Annotated in this window: 16 protein-coding genes; 6 read left to right on the top strand and 10 right to left on the bottom strand. The window is 37.7% G+C overall.

The window, feature by feature from the left end:
* Positions 1 to 46: 46 nt before the first annotated feature.
* Together AAKU52_RS06250 and AAKU52_RS06245 are read left to right on the top strand one after the other, a co-directional pair.
* A complete protein-coding gene (locus AAKU52_RS06250; RefSeq protein ID WP_354331379.1) occupies positions 47 to 1,291 on the top strand; it encodes an ABC transporter permease in 1,245 nt (414 codons plus the stop codon).
* Between the two features lie 27 nt (positions 1,292 to 1,318).
* On the top strand, positions 1,319 to 2,125 hold the full coding sequence (locus tag AAKU52_RS06245) for a methyltransferase domain-containing protein (RefSeq protein WP_354331377.1): 807 nt from the start codon (positions 1,319 to 1,321) through the stop codon (positions 2,123 to 2,125).
* Between the two features lie 261 nt (positions 2,126 to 2,386).
* Here the strand turns inward: AAKU52_RS06245 and AAKU52_RS06240 are convergent, their stop codons facing one another.
* Positions 2,387 to 3,580: a pyridoxal phosphate-dependent aminotransferase gene (locus AAKU52_RS06240; RefSeq protein WP_354331375.1), complete on the bottom strand. Its 1,194-nt coding sequence runs from the start codon at positions 3,578 to 3,580 to the stop codon at positions 2,387 to 2,389.
* A gap of 137 nt (positions 3,581 to 3,717) precedes the next feature.
* Here AAKU52_RS06240 and AAKU52_RS06235 point away from each other — a divergent pair, with 137 nt between their 5' ends.
* Both AAKU52_RS06235 and AAKU52_RS06230 read left to right on the top strand, forming a co-directional pair.
* Entirely contained in the window at positions 3,718 to 4,692 is a 975-nt protein-coding gene (locus AAKU52_RS06235) for a cation diffusion facilitator family transporter (protein ID WP_354331373.1), read from the top strand.
* A complete protein-coding gene (locus tag AAKU52_RS06230) occupies positions 4,692 to 5,132 on the top strand; it encodes an NUDIX domain-containing protein (protein WP_354331371.1) in 441 nt (146 codons plus the stop codon). The genes AAKU52_RS06235 and AAKU52_RS06230 overlap by 1 nt, the downstream gene beginning before the upstream one ends.
* Here the strand turns inward: AAKU52_RS06230 and pdeM are convergent.
* Positions 5,129 to 5,764 carry a ligase-associated DNA damage response endonuclease PdeM gene (pdeM, locus tag AAKU52_RS06225; RefSeq protein ID WP_354331369.1) on the bottom strand — a complete coding sequence of 212 codons (636 nt, stop codon included), beginning with the start codon at positions 5,762 to 5,764 and terminating at the stop codon, positions 5,129 to 5,131. The genes AAKU52_RS06230 and pdeM overlap by 4 nt on opposite strands.
* Positions 5,748 to 8,270, bottom strand: coding sequence for a ligase-associated DNA damage response DEXH box helicase (locus AAKU52_RS06220; protein WP_354331367.1), 2,523 nt, complete (start codon positions 8,268 to 8,270; stop codon positions 5,748 to 5,750). The genes pdeM and AAKU52_RS06220 overlap by 17 nt, the downstream gene beginning before the upstream one ends.
* 183 nt (positions 8,271 to 8,453) lie before the next feature.
* Here AAKU52_RS06220 and AAKU52_RS06215 point away from each other — a divergent pair, with 183 nt between their 5' ends.
* Complete coding sequence (locus AAKU52_RS06215) at positions 8,454 to 9,170, top strand: pirin family protein (RefSeq protein ID WP_354331365.1); 717 nt, start codon at positions 8,454 to 8,456, stop codon at positions 9,168 to 9,170.
* 44 nt (positions 9,171 to 9,214) lie between these two features.
* Here the strand turns inward: AAKU52_RS06215 and AAKU52_RS06210 are convergent, their stop codons facing one another.
* Genes AAKU52_RS06210 through AAKU52_RS06180 form a run of 7 tightly spaced genes read right to left on the bottom strand, consistent with a single transcriptional unit; the run spans position 9,215 to position 19,023 of the window.
* Positions 9,215 to 11,377, bottom strand: a complete 2,163-nt coding sequence (locus AAKU52_RS06210; protein ID WP_354331363.1) for a S9 family peptidase — start codon at positions 11,375 to 11,377, stop codon at positions 9,215 to 9,217.
* Positions 11,374 to 13,245 carry an LTA synthase family protein gene (locus AAKU52_RS06205; RefSeq protein WP_354331361.1) on the bottom strand — a complete coding sequence of 624 codons (1,872 nt, stop codon included), beginning with the start codon at positions 13,243 to 13,245 and terminating at the stop codon, positions 11,374 to 11,376. The genes AAKU52_RS06210 and AAKU52_RS06205 overlap by 4 nt, the downstream gene beginning before the upstream one ends.
* 6 nt (positions 13,246 to 13,251) lie before the next feature.
* Positions 13,252 to 13,929 carry a hypothetical protein gene (locus tag AAKU52_RS06200; RefSeq protein WP_354331359.1) on the bottom strand — a complete coding sequence of 226 codons (678 nt, stop codon included), beginning with the start codon at positions 13,927 to 13,929 and terminating at the stop codon, positions 13,252 to 13,254.
* 18 nt (positions 13,930 to 13,947) lie between these two features.
* The gene (locus tag AAKU52_RS06195; RefSeq protein WP_354331357.1) at positions 13,948 to 14,727 is read right to left on the bottom strand and encodes an enoyl-CoA hydratase/isomerase family protein; all 780 of its coding nucleotides are present in this window, start codon (positions 14,725 to 14,727) and stop codon (positions 13,948 to 13,950) included.
* Between the two features lie 22 nt (positions 14,728 to 14,749).
* Positions 14,750 to 16,555, bottom strand: a complete 1,806-nt coding sequence (locus AAKU52_RS06190) for a ComEC/Rec2 family competence protein (protein WP_354331355.1) — start codon at positions 16,553 to 16,555, stop codon at positions 14,750 to 14,752.
* Between the two features lie 4 nt (positions 16,556 to 16,559).
* Positions 16,560 to 18,647, bottom strand: a complete 2,088-nt coding sequence (locus AAKU52_RS06185) for a helix-hairpin-helix domain-containing protein (RefSeq protein ID WP_354331353.1) — start codon at positions 18,645 to 18,647, stop codon at positions 16,560 to 16,562.
* 40 nt (positions 18,648 to 18,687) lie between these two features.
* Entirely contained in the window at positions 18,688 to 19,023 is a 336-nt protein-coding gene (locus AAKU52_RS06180) for a MerR family transcriptional regulator (RefSeq protein WP_354331351.1), read from the bottom strand.
* Between the two features lie 114 nt (positions 19,024 to 19,137).
* On the opposite strand from AAKU52_RS06180, the gene alaS reads away from it, so the two are divergent.
* Positions 19,138 to 21,837, top strand: a complete 2,700-nt coding sequence (alaS, locus tag AAKU52_RS06175; RefSeq protein WP_354331349.1) for an alanine--tRNA ligase — start codon at positions 19,138 to 19,140, stop codon at positions 21,835 to 21,837.
* Positions 21,838 to 21,865 lie beyond the last annotated feature (28 nt).

Raw genomic sequence — 21,865 nt, 5'->3', positions numbered from 1 at the left:
ATCTCATCTGTAACCTTTTTAAGTAGTTTTGGTCTAAACACTAATTATGATGATCTTTAGACTTATAGCCGAAAGTTTTTGGTTCGCAGCCGATGCGTTGCGCCAGAATAAACTGCGCACTATGCTCTCTTTATTGGGCATCACCATCGGTATTTTTACCATTATTTCTGTTTTCTCAGCTGTTGATACCCTTAGAAATAAGCTCCAGTCCAGCGTGGATAAACTTGGCTCTAACACCATCTTTGTGCAGAAATGGCCATGGGTTTTTGGTGGTAATTTTCCATGGTGGAAATATGTAAATAGACCTGAGCCAAGTATAAGGGATTTCGAAGCTTTACAGGAACGTTTAGATAATGTGAAAGGGATATCTTTTGAGGCATCTGCCAGTAATCGAACGGTTAAATATAGGAGTAACTCCGTAGAAAATGTGAGTTTAAACGCCGGATCTCAAGATTTCAATAAAACCTGGAACCTTGATTTTAAGGAGGGCCGTTATTTTACTGAAAGCGAAGGTAAATCTGGTGCTCCATTGGTGATAATGGGTGCGGATATTGCCGAAGGTCTATTTAATGAGGAGCCAGCGGCAGGAAAACAGATCAAAGTAATGGGCAGAAGGTTAACTGTTGTTGGGGTGTTTAAAAAGGAAGGTGAAGACATGCTGGGTATGTCGCAGGATAAGAATATTTTGATTCCTTTAAATCTTGCTAAAGGATTATTTGACGTAGAGAATGAAAATTATGGTCCTTCAATTACCGTTAGAGGTAATGAAAATGTAAGCCTGGAAGAAGTAGAAAGCGAATTGGTAGGTGTAATGCGTTCTATACATCGCTTAAAACCAGGTGCTGAAGATGATTTTTCTTTAAACAAGGCTACCTTACTTTCTAACCAGTTAGATGTTATGTTTAATATGGTAAACATCGCTGGCTGGGTTATTGGTGGCTTTTCTATATTAGTTGGTGGTTTTGGTATAGCTAATATTATGTTTGTTTCTGTAAAGGAGCGGACTAATATTATTGGAATCCAGAAATCTCTTGGAGCCAAGAATTATTTTATCCTCCTGCAATTTATGTTTGAGGCTATTGCTTTATGTATTCTTGGTGGGGCTTTGGGCTTATTATTAGTATACCTGATTACGTTGGTGTTTACCTATGCCATGGATGTAAAAATTATCCTGGATATGAATAATGTTATTACCGGGATCAGTATTTCTGTAATAATTGGGGCTATATCAGGATTCTGGCCCGCATATGCAGCTTCACGATTAGACCCTGTAGAAGCCATCAGGTCTTAGAAACTGATTTAAAGCTTACTTTTAGAGATGTATCAAAAAATTAATAAAAAAATTAATCGTGATCATCAAAGCACGAATAAAACATTTGATAGCCGTAGTGTTGAGGTTGATTACGCTACCTTAATTCCAATTTTAAAGGAAGGATTACAAGTATTGGATGTAGGGTGCGGAACTGGAGCGATATCAAATGGAATCGCAAAGCTCGTTGGTGTTGAGGGTCGTGTAACCGGTATAGACAATACTGAAAAGTTTATTGCAAGCGGAAAGGTAAGTTATTGCCAGACACCCAATTTAGAACTCCTTCATAGCGATATTTTCAACTATCAATCGGATATTAAATTTGATTTGATTGTTTCTGCCCGAACTTTGCAATGGCTAAGCAACCCACAGGATGCCTTAAAAAAAATGAAAACCTTGTTGAAACCAGGCGGTCAAATTTCTATTCTTGATTATAATCATGAAAAATTAGAATGGACACCAGAACCACCAAAAAGCATGCAGGTGTTTTATGCTGCCTTTTTAAAATGGAGATCTGATGCAGGAATGAATAATCATATTGCTGATGATTTAGCCGGCTATTTAACTGAAGTGGGCTTCAATTCGATTGAAAGTTATCAATCTGATGAAGTTTATAAAATTGGAGATCATAATTTTGTAGAAAGAATTGGAATATGGTCGAAAGTAGCCAACTTAAAACAAATAGTTGAAGAGGGTTATATAACCGAGGAATTAAGGTTAAAAGCAATCCACGAATATGACAACTGGATAAAAACTGACGCACAACAGATGATTATGAAGTTAAAAGAGGTTAGAGGAATAAATGGTAAAGTTTAACAATTGCCCTATCTTTCCCTTATCCTTGGTAGGTCCTTTGCAGGTCATTTAGACCTACAAAGGACCTACCAACGACCTACAAATGACCTACCAACGACCTGGCAATCTAAATTTGACTTTTAACATACTATACGGAATCGAAAAGTAGTTAACCTGGAATGAAAACCTTTAAAACCACCCAAAAAAAAAGACATAAAAAAACGAGGCTGCTCATTTTGACAATGATGCAACCTCGTTTTTTTAATATAGCTTGATAAGCTTTTAGTTCAATTTAGCTAACGCTTTAGCGATCCTGAAAACAGCATCTCTTAAAGTATTTTCGGCTGCGGCATAAGAAATACGGATACACTCTGCATTTCCAAACGCCTCACCTGTTACCGTAGAAACATGCGCTTCATCTAACAAGTACAAAGAAAGGTCTTCGGCAGTGTTGATCGTCTTTCCGTCTGCACTTTTTCCGAAAAAGGATTTCACCTCAGGGAAGAAGTAAAATGCACCATCAGGAAGGTTAACTTTAATGCCTGGAATCTCTTTTAAAAGACTGTAAACAATGTCCCTGCGACTTTTAAATTCTGCTACCATTTCTAAAACAGTATCTAAACCATCCTGGTAAGCTTTTAAAGCTGCTCTTTGCGCTATAGAACAAGTACCCGAAGTAATTTGTCCTTGTAATTTATCGCAGGCATTAGCAATTTCTTTATTTGCTGCCATGTAACCAACTCTCCAGCCAGTCATAGCGTATGATTTAGAGAAGCCATTGATGACAACCACACGGTCTTTAATGGCATCAAAAGAAGCGATAGAAGTGTGTGCTCCTACAAAGTTAATGTGCTCATAAATTTCATCTGATAAGATGTAGATGTTAGGGTATTTTTCGAATACCGCTGCTAAAGATGCCAGTTCCTCTTTGCTGTAAACCGAACCTGTAGGGTTACAAGGGGAGGAGAACATAAATAACTTTGTTTTCGGCGTAATTGCTGCCTCTAATTGTTCGGCAGTAATTTTGAAATTCTGTTCAACAGTAGCATCAACGAAAACTGTTTCGCCTTCAGCAAGTTTAATCATTTCTGAATAAGAAACCCAATAAGGAGTAGGCACAATTACCTCGTCACCAGGGTTAACCAGGCACAATATAGCATTCGCTAAGGATTGCTTAGCTCCTGTAGAAACAACAATCTGGTCAAAATTATAGGTAAGTCCATTTTCCTTTAATAACTTTTCTGCAATTGCTTTTCTTAATTCTGGATATCCCGATACTGGGGTATAGTAAGAGTAATTGTCATCTATAGCTTGCTTACCTGCTTCCTTAACATGTTGAGGCGTAAAAAAGTCTGGTTCACCGAAGCTAAGGTTAATCACATCTACCCCTTTTGCGGATAGTTCTCTAGCTAATTTGGCCATTTTAATGGTCTGCGATTCTGAAAGGTTATTGATTCTTTGGGATAAAAATGTCATAATAATTGGTCTAATAGCAAAATATAACTTTGTCAGTTAGCAAATATATAAACCTAACGGAATTTTAAACTAAAAAAAACACTTTTTTAATAGACTTTAACTACGAAATCCTATTTTTGTACGCTAATTTATAAACTTTGAATCCTAAGAAAAAAGCAATAATTATTTCCCTATCCGTCAGCATTATCCTTATGCTGGCTAAATTCACGGCATTTTTCATCACCAATTCAAACGCAATTCTTACAGATGCAGCAGAAAGTATTGTCAATGTATTAGCCAGTAGCTTTGCGTTTTATAGCATTTACCTCACCATGCTTCCTAAAGATGAAAATCATCCTTATGGCCATGGGAAGGTTGAATTTTTTTCTGCCTTTGTGGAAGGGGTGCTTATCGGGATTGCTGGAATTATCATTATCGGTAAAGCTACTTATGACTTGGTTTATCCGGGGGTTATTAAACAGCTTTTTGAAGGTGCCCTAATTATTGGAGCTACCGGCCTAGTAAATTTGTTTATTGGGTATTTTTTAATTAATGAAGGTAAGAAACATCATTCCATGACGCTGGAGGCTGATGGGAAGCATTTATTAGTGGACGCCATCACGAGTGGCGGATTGGTGATTGGGGTAATGCTAATTTACTTTACTGAAATTTATTGGTTAGATGGGGTGATTTCTATTTCGCTCGGTTTTTATATTGTTTATAATGGTTACCGCCTGACCAGAAAATCTATTGGCGGCTTAATGGATGAAAGTAATACCGACCTGGTGAAAGATATTGTGGCAATTTTGCAGGATAACAGACAAGATTCCTGGATAGATGTACATAACCTTCGTGCACAACAATATGGGGCCGATTTGCATATTGATTGTCACTTTACTTTTCCTTACTATTTGGATCTCAATCAGGTGCACAAACAAATCTCTGCAATTGACGCTTTGATCAACTATAAAAAAGGAAGAACTACAGAATTATTTATACATGCAGATCCTTGTTTGCCTGAGTGTTGCCATTATTGCAAGATGAAGGACTGCCCGGTTAGGCAGGAGGATTTTAACGGAGAGATTGTATGGTCGATTGAGAATGCTACAAAAAACAAAAAACATTTTGAGTGATGAGTTATTTTAACGTAAGGGTTTATGGGTTATTGATTGATCCGCACAAAGGTTTATTAATTAGTGATGAACAAGCAGAAAATCGGAACTTCAGTAAGTTTCCTGGTGGTGGACTGGAGCTTGGTGAAGGTCTAAGGGAAGCATTGATAAGAGAATTTATGGAAGAGTGTGAAGCTGAAATAGAAGTGCTGTCACATTTTTATACTACCGATTTCTATGAACAATCTTCTTTTAATGACAGCCAGGTGATCAGTATTTATTACTTTGTAAGAGCGGTGCATCCTTTAAATTTAACCTTCCAAACGGATGTATTTGATTTTAAAGAAAACAGTAAACAGTCCTTCCGTTGGATACCGCTAAAGGATTTAAAAATTGATGATGTTACCTTTAAAACAGACCAAACCGTAGTTGAAATGTTATTGAAGACAATGGATATTTAAACTTCTAACACACTTACTGGAGTAATGGCGAAAATCCGATCACCTTGTTGTGGTTTCACCATGCTTATACCGGTAAATTGGCTGAAAGCAGGTAAAATGGCGTAGCTTTTTCCAAAGTAAAAACAAGGGAACCTTAATTGTTGTCTTGCTTTGCCAAAAATGGTTATACCGGGGTGTATATGTCCTGTTAAACTATAATATTGATCTGCTTCTTTTGGCTGATCATGGATGAAACGAAAGGGGGCATTTAATAGTTCCTTGTCAAAGGTCGCTATATTTAAATTCTGGTAGTCTATAGCTTTAAGGCCGTCGTGGTTACCTTTGACCAGTTGGATGCTTAATTGCGGATAGCCTGCTCGCCAAAGCCTGAAATCTTCCACTTCCTGGTTCATGTAATTATGGAACATATCTCCTGTAATTAAAAGAACATCAGTAGGATAGGTTTGCAAAAGTAGGTTTAGGTTTTTAAGGTCGGTTTGGCTAATATTTAGTGGCACTGGTATGCCCTGTTTTCTGAAAAAGGCGGCTTTTCCAATATGAAGGTCACTGATGATCAGCATTTTTTTTGCCGCCCAATAGATTGCTCTTTCCTTACATAATAACAATTCTTCTCCTTTAAATTGTATGGTCATTCTTTTTTTTTGGTTTTTTTTCTGCTTCGGCAGTCATTCTTTGTATCCTTTTCCCAAGTTCTTCTGTACTCATATTTTCACGCAAACTGTCTACCTTAATTGGGAAACAAAGTGGGGTATAGGTGTTTGTTTTGATGATAACAATTTTGCTGGATTGTATCCGGTTAAGTGCTGCCGCTAGTCGTGGTTCTTCTATTTGCTGATAAAAAGCTTCATCGAAAGCTTGTCGCAATAATAAGTTATGTTTGTCATAATCACTAAAAACATTAAAAAATAAACCCGATGAGGATTGTAAATGTTTGTTTTTGATGTATTTACCTGGATAGCCTTGAAATACTAAGCCAGAAATGCAGGCAATATCTCTAAATTTGCGCTTAGCCATTTCTGTGGCATTGATGCTGGCAACAATATCATCTGTAAGGTTCTGAGGACTAAAAAGTAACTTTAACTCCTTTTCATTAATTGGTATGGGTTGTTCGCTTAACAGTTCGAAGCCATAGTCGTTCATGGCAATAGAAAAACTAATAGGGTTTTTGCGGGCAATTCTGTAAGCAATCAGCGCCGCCATAATTTCATGTACAAGTCTTCCCTCAAAGGGATAAGCAAAAAGGTGATAACCATCGCGTGTATGGATCAGTTCAATTAAAAATTCATCATTTTTAGGTACGTGAGATACCTCCGCTTGTCTTTCAAATAAAGGTCGGATGAGCCTTAATTCTTCATCTTCTTGTTCAGGGTTCAGGGTATCGTTGTATTTCTCCCTTAAAACACTGCCAAGGTTTGCTGAAAGAGAAATTCTGCCTCCTAACCAACTTGGGGTAATGGCATTTTTCAGTTTGCTTTTACGTACTAATACCGTCATATCCTTCAACATTACAAATTCCAGTATCTTACCCGCAAGCGTAAAGCTATTACCGGGTTTTATTTTTGCGAGGAAAGATTCTTCTAGCATCCCAATATAACCGCCGGTCAGGAATTTTACTTTAAGCATGGCATCACTCACAATGGTGCCAATATGCAGCCTGTGGCGCAAGGCAATTTGTTTACTTTCCACCTTCCACAGTCCATTAGTATTTACAACCTTTCTAAACTCTGAATAAGCTGTTAAACTATCGCCTCCAGTAGATATAAATTGCATTATCCAAAGCCATTCTGCAGCCAATATTTCCTGGAAACAATGGGTTTTTTTTATTTCCTGATAAATGGTTTCTTCCTTAAAACCATCACCTACGGCTAGCGTAACTAGGTATTGTATCAAAGTGTCGAAAGCCATGACCACAGGCTCCCTACTTTCTATATTCTGATTCTTTGCAGCTTCTTTTATTGCTGCTGCTTCTACTAATTCTAAGGCATGTGTGGGCAGAAAATAGATCAGAGAAGTTTCAAAAGGGGAGTGGCCACTGCGTCCGGCACGTTGTAAAAATCTGGCTACACCCTTTGGAGATCCTATTTGAACTACGGTATCCACAGGTTTAAAGTCAACACCTAAGTCTAAAGAGGAAGTGCTGATGACGGCTTTTAACAATCCGGAGTGTAAGGAGTCTTCGATCCAGTTGCGCAATTCGAAATCTATTGATCCATGGTGGATAGCAATTAAACCGGCAAGGTTTTCATCCAGGCCAAGTAGATTTTGATACCATAGTTCTGCCTGCCCCCTGGTATTGGTAAATATCAAAGTGGTTTTACTTTTATGAATGATAGGCAAGAGTTTATGGGCTAATTTATGCCCCAAATGACCAGCCCAGGGCAACATATCAATGTGGTCTGGCAGGATAGACCTGATGTCAATTTTCTTCTTTATATCTGCTTTGATGATTATTTTTAGAAGTTCCTTATAGGGCACTAAAACATCCATTGCCTGTTGCATATTACCTATAGTTGCAGAAATACCCCATATTCTTAAAAGCCTTTCCGGATGTCTTTCGTTCAAAATCCCTTTAATTCTGCTGATGGCTAGCTCTGTTTGTACGCCTCGCTTACTGCCTAATAACTCATGCCATTCATCGGCAACGATAGCCTGTAGATAATCGAAATTAGCGGAATTTCCTTTTTGTGCCAATAATAAATGAAGACTTTCCGGTGTAATGATCATTACCTCAGGCATTTGTTTTTTCTGCTTCAGTTTTTCATTTGGTGGGGTATCGCCATTGCGAATGCCAATTTGCCAATCTAGTTCCAGTTCCAGACAAACTTCCCGCATGGCACGGCCAAGATCTTTTGCAAGAGAACGGAGGGGTGTAATCCATAATAATTTTAAACCTGTTTTAGTCTTGCTGCCTTGCTTTTCAATACCTTTTTCAGTAATTGATTTGTTATTCAGTTCTTCTATAACAGCCGCCAGGAATAAAGAATAGGTTTTCCCAAAACCAGTAGGGGCATTTACGAGTCCGCTGTAACCTTCTGCATAATATTGCCAGGCATCTTTTTGAAATTGAAAAGGCTTTTTCTTATTTGATTTCAGCCATTTCATCACCATTTTATAGCCTTTACTTTTCTCTATGCTCATTTTAACTTAAAAATCTTAAATCGAAATTTTTTTTCTTGACATTCGGTTAATGACCTTTGCCTTTTTGTTACGCCTGTTTTATAAACATAAAATACCTTCTAAAAGTTCGCGTAAGCCTATTTTAATTAACACAGGTCAATGCGGCGCAAGTATAGATGTCTTATTTTTGTGTATAAATAAAATATGATGACACAAACAATCTTACACAAAGCCGGAACACGTGGTCATGCAGACCATGGCTGGCTAAAATCTTTCCATACTTTTAGTTTCGCTAATTATTTTAATCCAGAAAGAGTACAGTTTGGTGCATTGAGGGTTTTGAATGATGACCAAGTGTCTGGTGGAATGGGATTTGGGGAACATCCTCATCAAAATATGGAGATTATTTCTATTGCATTGGAAGGTGAATTGCAACATGAAGACAGCATGGGAAATATGACAGTCATTAAACCTGGTGAAATACAAGCGATGAGTGCAGGTACCGGAATTACACACAAAGAATTTAATAAAGATAAAAATAAACCTGTTAAATTTCTCCAGATTTGGATCATACCCAATCAGCAAAATGTAACGCCAAGGTACGACCAGGTTAATATCGAAGAAAAAGGAAAGGTAAATCAGTTGTTACAGATTTTATCACCTGATCCTAAAGCTGAAGGGGTTTGGATTCATCAGAATGCATGGTTTCATTTGGGTAAATTTGATCAGGATACAGAACTTGATTACGAAATGAAATTAAAAGGAAATGGGGTATATTTCTTCGTGCTTAAAGGAAATGTAACTGTGAACGACCAGGCGTTGGAGCACAGAGATGGCTTTGGTATTTGGGATACGGATAAGATCAATATTAAGGCATCTGCAGGGGCAGAAGTGCTGTTGATGGAAGTTCCGATGAGTTAATATTATAGCATAAAAAAGCAGCCGTTTAAGGCTGCTTTTTTTATTTATTGCCCTCCGGGAGGGCAATTTTCCTTTAAGAATTTAGTGAAGGTTAAGGCCAGGTGTTCGCTGGTTCCATCGCCCTCATTAATGCTGTGCGTCCGGTTAGGGTAGGCCATCAATTGAAAAACCTTCCTGTTTTTAACCAGCTCATTGATCAGCATTTCTGCGTTTTGGTAATGTACATTGTCATCTCCGGTACCATGTACATATAGTAAGTTTCCTTTTAAGTTTTGGGCATAATTAATTGGGGACCCCAACTGGTATGCTTCCTTGGTTTTTAAAGGAGAACCCATATACCGTTCCTGATAAATATTATCGTAGGTAAGCTGGTTTGCCACTGCGGCAACAGCAATACCTGTTTTATAAATTTCAGGGTATTGGAAAAGAAGGTTTAGTGTTGATGAACCGCCACCACTCCAACCCCAAACGGCAATTCTGTTTTTGTCGACAAAAGACCATTCCAATATTTTTTTAGCCGCCATAGCCTGATCTCTGATGTTGAGTCTGCCAATGTTTTTATAAATGCTTTTGCGCCATTCTCTACCTTTTGGTGCAGGAGCACCTCTGTTTTCTAAGGAAATATAAATATATCCATCCTTAGCCATATCACCTGTATAGAGATAGTTATTCGCTACACCATAGGTGTCGGTAACGGTTTGAGATGCCGGTTCGCCATAAACATAAAACAACACAGGATATTTTTTAGTCTGGTCAAAATTGTCCGGTTTTTTCATCCATCCATCCATTTCTATACCATCTTCTGTCTTGATTTTGAAAAACTCTACCTTGTTTTTTGCTATTGCTACTTTGGCCAATTGGTTGGTAATGCTTCCTTCCATAGATAGTGGGTTTCCAGTATTCATATTCATCCATTCCGTTAATGGTCTGATGTTTGCACTTTGATAGCTATGAAGAGCATATAAACCATCAGGAGAAATGTTATAACTATGCGTACCCGGAAAAACCGAAGGGGTAACCATTTCCAGCTTTCCTTTGCCATCTAATTTAGTTTTATAAAGGTATTTTTGAGTAGCGTTATCGGGTGATGCAATAAAGTAGATCGTGTTATTTTTTTCATCAACCATGCTGCTTTTAATCACATCGTAATTGCCTTTAGTAATTAAACTTTGCTTTTTTCCATCAATACTGATGCTGTAATAATGCTTCCAACCGTCTTTTTCGCTAAGCCAAATAAACGCCTTGTTGTTATTTAGCCACTCCCAGGGTTCAGCAGCATCTATCCATGCTTTTTCTGTTTCACTGTGAATGTTTTTTACTTCTGCCGTCTGTGTTTGAACTACAAAAAGGTTACTCACATTTTGTTCGCGGTTAAGTTGTTGTAATAATATGGAATTGCTGTTTGGTATCCAATCCATTCTGGGGATATAATTTTGAACCTGATCTCCTGGTATGGGCATCCAGGTTGTTTTTGCTGTATTGATATTCACAATGCCTATTTTACAAGCAGAGGGATCTTGGCCCACTTTTGGGTATTCTACTGGAATGGTATAAGGATAAATCGAATCTGTGTTATTGATCATCAGAAAGTTTTTAATCTTACGGGCATCTAATTGCCAGTAGGCAATGGTTAGTCCATCAGGACTCCACCTAAAGCCATCTCTGCAGTCAAACTCTTCCTCGTAGACCCAGTCGAAAGTACCATTGATTAAACGGTCTGTGCCATCTGTTGTCAGCGCTTTTGATGTATTTGTTGCCAGGTCTTCTACATAGATGTTATGCTGACTAACAAAAGCGACTTTATTTCCATCTGGAGAAAACTTTGCGAACATCAGGGAGGAAGCAGGTTTGTCTTTTCCAACTTGGCTTACCTTATTTGTCGTTAAATCAAATACATAATAATCGCCACGGGTATGGTAACGCCAAACCTTTTTACTATTGGTGAAAAGTAATGCTTTATTACCGTCTTCAGAAAGCTGAAAAGAATTAATGTCGTTGGCTTTCAGTCCTTTGCTGTCCATTGCAATGGCCGAAATAATCATTTTTAGCTCTTGCTTAGGCAGTGTCACAGAAAAAATGCCCCCTTCAGTAATTTGATAGTAGGCATGACCATCTTTTGCCCAATTGATGGCACCCTTATTTTGTGCTTTTAGGCTGCTGAAACTAAGGAGAAATAGGGCTAAAAAAGCAATGTGTTTTAATTTCATGGCTGTAATTCTATAAATTGTTGATATACTTTTTGCAGGTATGATTTACCTTGTTGTAGGGTGGTTTCCGTTTGTTGGGTATTTGCTTTATTACCTTCATACAATATTCTTTTTCCAGTATTGTCGAATGCGACAGCTTGCTTCTCGGTGATAAAACCTAAACCATTGTCCCAACTAAAAAAAGCAAAAGCCTTTGTGTAAGGGTTTAACATATTTTTACTCCAGGTGTATTGGCTGGCATCCATATCTAATTGCGTTAGAAGGGTAGCGGCGAGGTCAATCTGACTGCCGATACGGTCAAATACTTTGCCTCTGTATTCCGGTTTAATAACCTCTCCATAAAACAATAAAGGCACATGGTAACGTGCAGGCATGTAGACTTCATTGGTCAATTTAGGTAAAATATGTCCATGATCGGCAATGAAAATAAACAATGTATTCTTATACCAGTCTTGACTTTTTGCCCTGATCAGGAAATCATTGATGCAGGAGTCGGTATAAAATGCGGTGCTTTTGAAACTTTCTACATTACTTACTGAACCAAATTTATAATTGCCTGGAACCTCAAAAGGTTCATGGTTGGTTAGGGTGAGGGTGGAGGAGAAAAAGGGTTGTTTTAATTTATTAAGCTCTGATAATTGCCTGTTAAACAATACCCCGTCATAAGCTCCCCATTTAGAATTCATTTCACTGTCTTTAAAATTGCTTTTGTCAATCAACTTCTGGAAACCATGGGTGAGGATAAAGGCTTTGTAATTGTCAAATTCAGATTGGCCGCCGTAATAAAATGATGTAGCATAACCATTTTTTAAAAATTCTTGTGAAATGGCGGGAAGCTTTTGCATTTTATTTGTGAATTTGACCAGGTTACCAGCAGCAAGACTAGGGTAGCCCGCAAGCGTGCCAATTAGACCTTTATCAGTTCTGTTGCCCGTAGAATAGATTTTACTAAACAATACGCCCTTCTTGGCAAGACTGTCAAATTGTGGCGTAATACCATCTGCATTACCAATCGACTTTGTGAGATCAGCGGTAAAGCTTTCCATGATAATTAAAACTACATTGGGTCGTTTGGTAGTGAGGATCTGCTCTGTCGTATCTTTTTCTTTGGCATAGAGGTCTTTTACTGTTTCATCTGCCTGTGCCTTGCTATAGTACAAATATTTGTTTTTGTTAGCACTGCCTGAAGAAAGGGCACTTTCAAATAAATTCCATTCTGTATTTACTGCGGCATGGTTTAAAATCAATTCTTCCGAAAAATAGGCCGAACTTTGATTCATTGTTGAAACGCCAATACCACCTCTGATGCACAGGAAATTAAGGCCTATGAGTAAAATGCCAATGATCATTTTGCCCCAAAGTGGAAAAGGCACAAAATTTAGCTTCTTTGGAAGGAGCAGTCTTTGCAACAGCAGACTGGTGATGATTAAAAAAGCAGGGATGAAAATTGTTGGCAGCAGCGGTGATGAAGCTCCAGAAGCCAGGGATTCAGCAGGAGAGGTGAAAGCAAAACCTAGGGCTTTTGCATTTAACTTGGTTCCCCATTCGCGGTAGATGTTAAAATTTATTGCAGAAATAAGACTGAAGGCTACAATTAAAATGGTGTTATATATTGTCAGCCATTTGATATTAACACTTTCCCTGCCACTAAAAAACCAAAAAAGATAATAAAACAATGGGGCTACACTAAGGTAGCCCAGCATTGACAAGTCTATTGGAATGGCATTGTGAAAGGTAGCCAGTATTGTTGAATTAGGGCTGTTATTTAATTTTTGGTAATATAAAATCAAAAATAGAGCCCTGTCGGTAGCGAAGAAAATTAACCAGAACAGGTAAAATCGTATAAAAAATAAAAGACTTTTTAACATTTATAACTAACCTCCGCCTCTTAAGGCTTCTAATTCTGCCATGGTTAATAAATCATAACCACTAGGCACATCTAATGTAAAAGGACCTACATTTTTTTCTGTTATGCTTTTGATCGTTAAAATGGTTTTAACACTATTCTGACTTAAAGTAAACTTAATGGGAGTTCCCTTTACATCCTTAAATTCTGAATTGCTTGCACCTGGTGTCAATGTAATATCTTTTGTGGCCCAAAGTTCGTAAGCATTGCCTTTATCGTCTTTATAAGTGTATTTCTCCGTATTGTAACCAGAAACCATTAGTTTCTCACCGGTAGCCTTAAAATCACTGTATTTTATACCACCCGCTTGTTTGTCAATATCTTCTTTAGACATTTTAGTAGCAATTTGCTTTTGTGCAATAGGGATGTCGATCAATAAAAGTGCATTTTCTGCTCCTCCATCTTTAATAATAGTAAGTATAGTTGGCCCCATTTCCATTCCTAATTTAGAGAAGTTGCCATTAAACTCTAATTTATTCTCTTTGGGAAGGCTGGATACATCTAAAGTCGATTTTTGATCTGGACTAAGATCATACTCCACGCCATAAGTGATGATACCCTGACTAATTTTTTTCTGAGCATGTGCATAAAATGCAGTGCCAATTAAGAATAGCGCTAATACGCCTGTTTTTATTGATTTAAACATATCTATTTTGTTTACTTTTTACCAGTTAATTTTCTCTTTATTCAAGAAGGATGCTATTCCTTTTTTGAAATCTTCGCTGTCCCTAACCTTTGCATTTATCTTTACCGCTAATTCAAGGCTTTTAACTAAATCAGGATTTGTAGTCTGACCAATCAGTTGCTTTGTAAGCCTTAAAGAATTAGCTGAAGTAGTTTGACACAAATTTAAGGCAAAATCTTTGGCTTTCTGATCAATAATATCCTTGTTTGTTACAAAATTTATCAGGCCATAGTCAAAAGCTTGTTGTGCACTAAAAAGCGCTCCGGTTAAAAGCAATTGTTTAGCAAGGGTTTCACTGGTTTTACGCATCAGAAAACAGGAAACAATAGCAGGCACAAAGCCAAGCTTCACTTCTGTATAACCAAAATTAGCCTCCGGAACTGAAAATATGAGGTCACATACTGTTGCTAAACCGCAACCTCCTGCAATGGCATGTCCTTCAACTTGTGCAATAACTACCTTTGGCAGAAAGTAAATGGTGCTGAATAAGTTGCTAAGGTTCTGGGAATCTGCAAGGTTCTCTTCATAAGTGTAGTGCTGCAATTGTTGTAAATAAGCAAGATCTGCACCGGCACTGAATGTATTGCCCATTGCTTTGATAATGATGATTTTAACCTCTTCATCGGCAGCGGCTTGCTGCAATTTTTTAGTTAGCAGACTTACCATTTCTGGATTTAAAGCATTACGCTTTTCAGGCCTGTTTAATGTTATTGTTGCTATCCGGTCTGCTACCGAATAAATAACCAATGGTTCTGTCATGAAGTGTGAATAATAGTTTAGCTTACCAAAGATGCTTTATTTTATTCAAATCCGGCAGACCATTTTTAAATTGTATCTCCTTTACCTGGTGCTGGTCTAAACATGGTTTAATGGAATATTGAAAGACTTTACTTTCTGGATCTACATCTGTGAAAAGAATGGCTCTATTGGAATAAAGATAGGCTACGGCATAATTTCTTCTCAGTTTAAATGTAATGGTTTTCTGTTGACGTAAGGCTTGCATTTTATAAAAGCTTAATATTGACTGAAAGATTAGAAGGGTACATAGTGCCGGAAATAGCAGCTTCTTTTGTGCTTTATTTAAGGCAAGAATGAATAATATGAGGAAAACAAGCAGCAAAATTAACGCTGTTTTATTCCACCAGATGGCAGAGATAGTAGAAAACGGCAGGCTCGCAATCCATTTTAAACCGGTATTGGTCAAATTTATAACCCATTCTAATAATGGCGCCAGAAAGTAAAGCCTGAATAAAAGCATGCTCAAGCCCAAATACATCATTAAGGAAGCGGGGAGCATGATGAAAAGATTACTCAATAAAAAGTAAACTGGGAACTGGTGAAAGTAATAAACACTTAAGGGAAAGGTTGCCAGCTGTGCAGCTAATGATAAAGCGGTGAATTGCCATAATTTATCGGCCAGGGTATACTTAAAATAGAGCAGGTTATAAAGGAGGGGTTGCAGGTAAATGAGTCCGAATACGGCTAGATAACTTAGCTGGAAGCCTACATCGAATAACAGAAAAGGTTGATAAACTAATAAGATAAAAGCAGAAAAGGCAAGTATATTGTAACTATTGGTGCGTTTGCGTCCTGTTTTGGCAATGATAAAACAGGTAAGCATAATTGCGGAACGCAAAACAGAAGGCGAGAACCCTGTAACCAGTGCATAAAACCATATTAAGGCTATTATGAGGATGGCTTTAAGGATTTTTAGTAGTGTGCTTCGGTTCATAAAGCGCAATGACCACATCAAAACAATATAAATAATGCCTACATGCATGCCAGAAACGGAGAGTGCATGGATAGTTCCTGTTTTTGAATAGGCAGCTAAAGTTTCCTTACTCAAATCAGCACGGTAGCCTAAAATTAAAGTGGAGGCCACTGAAAAAGCTTCCTGGTCAACTATTAACTTTTTTAAATGCTCAATTTGCTGCAGACGCAAAGTTAGGGCAAATGCAATAAGGGTATTGCCACGGTTCTGACCTGTTAAAATAGCATCTTGCTGATTCATGTAAACCTGGTAATGGATGTTTTGTGTAGCCAACCATGCTTTGTAATCAAATTCTGAAGGGTTTTGTGGTGTTTCTACAGCTCTATAATGGGCAGGTAAAATCAACTCATCACCATAATTTAATGTTATAGGTTTATGTTTCCCAGCATTTAAAGTAACCAGCAATCTACCCTGACAAGCTATACCTCTTTTTGCCTGGTAACCGTAAATAACTTTTGCTTTGAACCGCACCTGGTTTCCTTTCCATTGTGGTGTTTCCTCCAGGATTATTTTGATGGCATCTAATTTGGTTTTGGCGAAATAACCAGGCTGAAGATTGTTCGAATTAATAAGATACAGCCATCCGCCCACACAAAAAAAAAGCAGGTAAAATAAGGCTGAGGTATAAATTTTATATCGGTATGCTTTTAGTTTTGCATACCTATTATTCAAAATAACCAGGAAAGCAAAAAGGAGAAACGAAGAAAAGGCAAAGCCCCATTGTAAACCTACTGAAGCGAATTCATAAGCCACATAGATTCCCGCTATATAAAAGAATAACAAGTTTACAAATACAGTTTCTGCTCTTATGCTCAATGCTTTAAAATTTATACCTCATCTGTAACTTTAACTCAGATTTCCTGTTCCCCTGAATTTCATCAAGTCCGGAACCCACAGTTTTAGCATCCTGATAAATGAATAATGCATACCTTGTCCATATATCCAATCCTCGTAATGCCTTATATTTCACGTTTAAAAAAGTGCGGGCTCCTTTGCCATTATACATGCCGAAGCTAAAGCCATAAAGCACATCATCTTCGTAAGCATAAACACGACTGTTGTATGATTCGGTATTAAAATAGGCCAGTCGCATATTTGCCGATAAGCGGGAAGATAGTGGTGAATAAGCAATATCCTGATAAATCAAATAGCCGCTTTCTGCAGTAGTATTTCCTTTTTTAAATCGACATAACTCTAGTCGGTTCTGTAAACTGAATTTGCGGTTTAATCGCCAGTTCACTTCCATGCGATAGTTTTGTTTGGATACCTCATCGAGGTATTTTACGGGGACGTCTAAATCTGTATTTTGCTGGTTTTGTTTGGTTTTAAATCTTGCTGTTGCCGTGAAGGTTTTTGTTGGGCGATACAAAACCTGTGTCATCACTTCATAACCTGAGGAAGCTGCGTTTACCCTGTATTTTAACCAAGGGAAACGGAACAGATCTGCATAGATAGCGCCTGCCCAATAGTTGTTTGGTGCATAATTTAAACCAGTATACCAGCCTTTTTCGTTTGTGGCATCACTGTTTTCACCCAAACCCTGGCTAAAGAAGTTATGGTAATTGGCATCATAGTTTCTGTTGACTAACACCGCTGAAATTTTAGGGGAAATACTTGTCATGGCACCATTAATCAAGGCCATGCCACTATTTAAACTCTTCGCACCCTCCCCAAAGAAGTAAATATTTTTAAAAGTATAGTTGTAATGTAGGCCAATATTGGTGAGGTCTTTCCCTGTAAACCCATGTGCGTTATAAGCTTGGTTACCTGTAATGAATTCGCTGCCATAGTGCGTTTGGTAACCAATAATGCCAGCAGATAAATTATTGCTGAGGTATTGTAAGGCACCACCATAAACCAATTGATCCAAGCTTTGCTGGTTTTTTAATTCTGATTTTGTGCGGTGTAATCCACTGATACTCGTGTTTACTTGTCCGAATTGCCCGTTTGTTAAATCCGTTTGACTGGCATCCAGTTTTCTGTAAGAGACAAAAGAGGTCAGGTTAAGGTTTTTGTACAAAGTCACGCTACCAGCAACTCCCCTGAAAAAGGAAGATTCATTAGAGGAGGTGTAGGTTTTTAAACCAATATCCTTTTTGGCAACACCAGCTACATCAGGTCCTTTACCAAAAGAGAAGCCAGACCATAAAGTTAAGCCCTGTCCAAATTGTAAGCTGTAATCTCCCAATACAAGCTTGCTGATTTTGCCTAATTGATAGAGTCCGATGCTGAAAGAATTGAAATCAAAGCTGTAGGTATTGTTGCCGCTAAAAAATTCTTCTCCAGCATCTTTTTTGAAAACGGCAGAAACAGAGAAGAGCTGTTCATATTGGTAACGGTATTTGACTAATAACTTTTCTGGGGTTCCGAAATAGCGGCTTCCTGGTAAATCCTGAAAACCTTTTTGTGCTTCAATAGTCTGTGCGTACCTTAAGATAAGGTCACTATTACCCTTGTTTAACAGGTCTTTAAAGTTTAGATTTTTATAGCCAGAAGGTATAGTCAGGCTAACAAATGGTAACAGGTTTTGTATGGTTTGAATATCAAAACCAGCTATCGATTGCAACTCCAGTAAATCGAGTAATTTGCCGTTAATGGAGATATGACTAAAAAAGTTGCTGATCTGAAGTGGAGACAACATTACCAGTAACTTTAACTCAACTACACTGGTTTGGTTTAAGTTAATCGGATGAGTGCTAAAGTATTGAAGTTGCTCCAGTAATTCAGAAAGGTCGAAATCTTCGGGTAAATCTGGAGCTATACGCTCAACAATATCTTTAATAATTTCCTGTTGCTGTTGTTGCTGGGCTATTACAGGGGCAAGAAAAATAAAAAAGAAGAAAAATAGAGAAAGGGATTGCCAAAAAAGAGAAGGAGAATTTGTCATAATGAACCTGTCTTCGTTCAAAACAACAATTTATTTAACTCAATAAAAAATATTATTTCATTTAAATTTCTTCATTTAATTTTAATAAGAAATCCTTCAGTTTCTCAAGGGAAGCAATGATCTTCTGGTTCTCTTTCATTTCACCACTGTTATTTTTTAAATGTTCTTTGGCTCCTTTTAATGTGAAGCCTTTATCATCCACCAGGTGAAAAATGATTTTCAAATTTTCTATATCTGAAGGAGTAAATAGGCGGTTGCCTTTTTTGTTTTTCTTTGGCTGCAACACATCAAATTCCTTTTCATAAAACCTAATCTGTGAAGCATTAACTTTAAACATTTCAGTTACCTCCCCCATGCTATAATACATTTTATTAATTTCTCTTTCTTTGTATGGCATAATTTACGGTTGATTATTAGGAGATTATAGCATTTATTTAAAGTATTCAAATATAAAGGGATTTTAGTAAAATACCGCAATAAAGTTTTAATTTTGTTGGATAATAATAGAAGGATGACCGCAAAAGAAATTAGAAGTGCTTATTTGCAATTTTTTGAAAATAAGAAGCATCACATTGTTGCCTCCGCACCTATAGTCGTAAAAGACGATCCTACACTGATGTTTACCAATGCAGGTATGAACCAGTTCAAAGATTTGTTTTTAGGTGAGGCACCAATAAAATACAAGCGTGTTGCAGATACCCAACGTTGCCTGCGTGTTTCTGGTAAGCATAACGATTTAGAGGAAGTAGGGATAGATACCTATCACCATACGATGTTCGAAATGCTGGGTAATTGGAGCTTTGGAGATTATTTTAAAAAAGAAGCTATTGCCTGGAGTTGGGAATTATTAACAGAAGTTTATAAAATACCCAAGGATAAACTATACGTTTCTGTTTTTGAAGGAGATGAAAAAGAAGGTTTGCCGCAAGATACAGAAGCTTACGAGCTCTGGAAACAATATGTACCTGAAGACCGTATCATTTTTGGTAACAAGAAAGATAATTTTTGGGAAATGGGTGATACAGGTCCTTGTGGCCCTTGCTCAGAAATTCATGTCGATTGCCGCCCTGAGTATGAACGTGCAGCCTCCTCTGGAAAAAGCCTTGTCAATGCAGATCACCCGCAAGTAATTGAAATTTGGAATAATGTTTTCATGCAGTTTAACAGGTTGAAAGATGGATCATTGCAGCCTTTATCTTCTAATCATGTTGATACTGGAATGGGATTTGAACGCCTGGTTAGAGTACTGCAAAATAAAGCATCAAATTATGATACTGATGTATTCCAACCCCTGATTCAGTTTATTGCTCAGAAAGCAGGTATTGTCTACGGAGCTGCTGAAAAAACAGATATCGCTATGCGCGTTATGGCTGACCACATCAGGGCCATTTCTTTTGTTATTGCTGATGGGCAACTGCCGGCAAATAATAAAGCTGGGTATGTAATTCGCCGTATTTTACGTCGTGCAGTTCGTTACGCTTATACCTTCCTTGATTTAAAAGAACCTTTCCTTAATCAATTGGTGCCGGTATTAGCACAACAATTTAAAGGTGTTTTTGATGAGCTTTCAGAACAGCAGGATTTTGTACAAAAAGTAGTGCTGGAAGAAGAAGTTTCCTTTTTAAGGACTTTAGCCACAGGTATTCAACGATTTGAAAATTACACTAAAAAACAAGGTGAATTATTGATGTCAGAAAATGCTATCGATAAGGAAAAATCGTTCGAAGATCCATGGGTATATAGTATTTTGAAAGATCAAATGGTTATTTCAGGGGCTTTTGCATTCGAACTCAATGACACTTATGGCTTTCCAATTGATTTAACTGAATTAATGGCTCGTGAAAAGAATTGGCTTGTCGATATGGAGGAATATAACATCGCTTTGTTGAAACAAAAAGAAAGGTCAAGAGCGGCCACTGCTGTTGATACTGGCGATTGGGTTCTGGTAAATCCGAATCTTGATGTCGATTTTGTTGGATATGATGATTTTGAAGTAGAAACCCAGATTATTAAATACCGTAAAGTAAGCCTAAAAGGTAAAGAGCAATACCAATTAGTATTGAGTAAAACACCATTTTATGCTGAAAGTGGGGGTCAGGTAGGCGATGCTGGTCGCCTGGAAGACCACAGTCGTTTATTCTTTGTAGAGGTAACAGACACCAAGAAAGAAAACGGTCTTACGGTTCATTATACAGATACATTGCCTGAAGATTTAGAAGGTACATTCTGGGCAGTAATAGCAAAAGACCAGCGTTTGCTTTCTCAAGACAACCATTCTGCTACACATTTGCTGCATGCAGCTTTGAAAAAGGTGTTGGGTGTGCATGTAAACCAAAAAGGTTCTCTGGTAAATCCTGATTACCTGCGTTTCGACTTTTCGCACTTTGCTAAAATTACCGAAGAGGAGCTTGCAAAAATTGAACACCTGGTGAATCAAAAAGTAAGGGAAAATATTCCTTTAAAAGAACAAAGAGATGTTCCTTATGAGCAAGCCCTTTCCAGTGGCGTAACTGCTTTATTTGGGGAGAAATATGGTGACTTTGTAAGGATCATCACTTTTGATGATCATTATTCAAAAGAACTTTGTGGAGGTACCCATGTTCAGGCAACTGGTCAGATTGGTTATTTCAAAATTACTGCTGAGAGTGCCGTTGCTGCAGGAGTAAGAAGGATAGAAGCGATTACTGCAGATAAAGCCGAAGCTTTTATTTTAGATCAAAATAAAGAAATCAATGAGTTAAGGGCGCTGTTAAAAGGAAATAAAGATTTAAAGGTAGCTGTTTCTACATTGTTGGAAGAAAATGCGAAGCTCAAAAAAGAGGCAGATAAAGCCGTTGTTGAACAAGCTGCTAATCTTAAACACGAAATTGTGCACCATGTAAAAACCATTAATGGGATCAACCTGATTGCGGCCCATGTGGATTTGCCTCATGTTGATGCCGTGAAGAATTTAGCTTTCGCAATTAAAGAGACGGTTGACAACCTCTTTCTGGTATTTACTACCAATATTGATGATAAACCTGGTATCACAGTGATGCTTTCAGATAACCTGGTTACTGAAAAGGGATTTAATGCCTCAATTATCGTTAGAGAACTGGCTAAAGATATCCAGGGTGGTGGTGGAGGACAACCATTTTATGCAACTGCAGGTGGTAAAAATAAAGATGGTCTCCCTTTAGTATTATTAAAGGCAGCAGAAATGGTGAAGTAAATAAATAACTAATAAATTGACAAAAAAC

The organism is Pedobacter sp. CG_S7, assembly GCF_040544395.1.
In the GTDB taxonomy this organism is placed as follows: domain Bacteria; phylum Bacteroidota; class Bacteroidia; order Sphingobacteriales; family Sphingobacteriaceae; genus Pedobacter.
Note: the sequence above shows the minus strand (reverse complement) of the source record. Positions and strands in the feature narration are given on the sequence as shown.

Excerpts from the sequence above, each read along its gene's own strand:
- AAKU52_RS06250 (WP_354331379.1), top strand. The coding sequence starts at position 47 with ATGATGATCTTTAGACTTATAGCCGAAAGTTTTTGGTTCGCAGCCGAT.
- AAKU52_RS06245 (WP_354331377.1), top strand. The coding sequence starts at position 1,319 with ATGTATCAAAAAATTAATAAAAAAATTAATCGTGATCATCAAAGCACG.
- AAKU52_RS06240 (WP_354331375.1), bottom strand. The coding sequence starts at position 3,580 with ATGACATTTTTATCCCAAAGAATCAATAACCTTTCAGAATCGCAGACC.
- AAKU52_RS06230 (WP_354331371.1), top strand. The coding sequence starts at position 4,692 with ATGAGTTATTTTAACGTAAGGGTTTATGGGTTATTGATTGATCCGCAC.
- pdeM (WP_354331369.1), bottom strand. The coding sequence starts at position 5,764 with ATGACCATACAATTTAAAGGAGAAGAATTGTTATTATGTAAGGAAAGA.
- AAKU52_RS06220 (WP_354331367.1), bottom strand. The coding sequence starts at position 8,270 with ATGAGCATAGAGAAAAGTAAAGGCTATAAAATGGTGATGAAATGGCTG.
- AAKU52_RS06215 (WP_354331365.1), top strand. The coding sequence starts at position 8,454 with ATGATGACACAAACAATCTTACACAAAGCCGGAACACGTGGTCATGCA.
- AAKU52_RS06210 (WP_354331363.1), bottom strand. The coding sequence starts at position 11,377 with ATGAAATTAAAACACATTGCTTTTTTAGCCCTATTTCTCCTTAGTTTC.
- AAKU52_RS06205 (WP_354331361.1), bottom strand. The coding sequence starts at position 13,245 with ATGTTAAAAAGTCTTTTATTTTTTATACGATTTTACCTGTTCTGGTTA.
- AAKU52_RS06200 (WP_354331359.1), bottom strand. The coding sequence starts at position 13,929 with ATGTTTAAATCAATAAAAACAGGCGTATTAGCGCTATTCTTAATTGGC.
- AAKU52_RS06195 (WP_354331357.1), bottom strand. The coding sequence starts at position 14,727 with ATGACAGAACCATTGGTTATTTATTCGGTAGCAGACCGGATAGCAACA.
- AAKU52_RS06180 (WP_354331351.1), bottom strand. The coding sequence starts at position 19,023 with ATGCCATACAAAGAAAGAGAAATTAATAAAATGTATTATAGCATGGGG.
- alaS (WP_354331349.1), top strand. The coding sequence starts at position 19,138 with ATGACCGCAAAAGAAATTAGAAGTGCTTATTTGCAATTTTTTGAAAAT.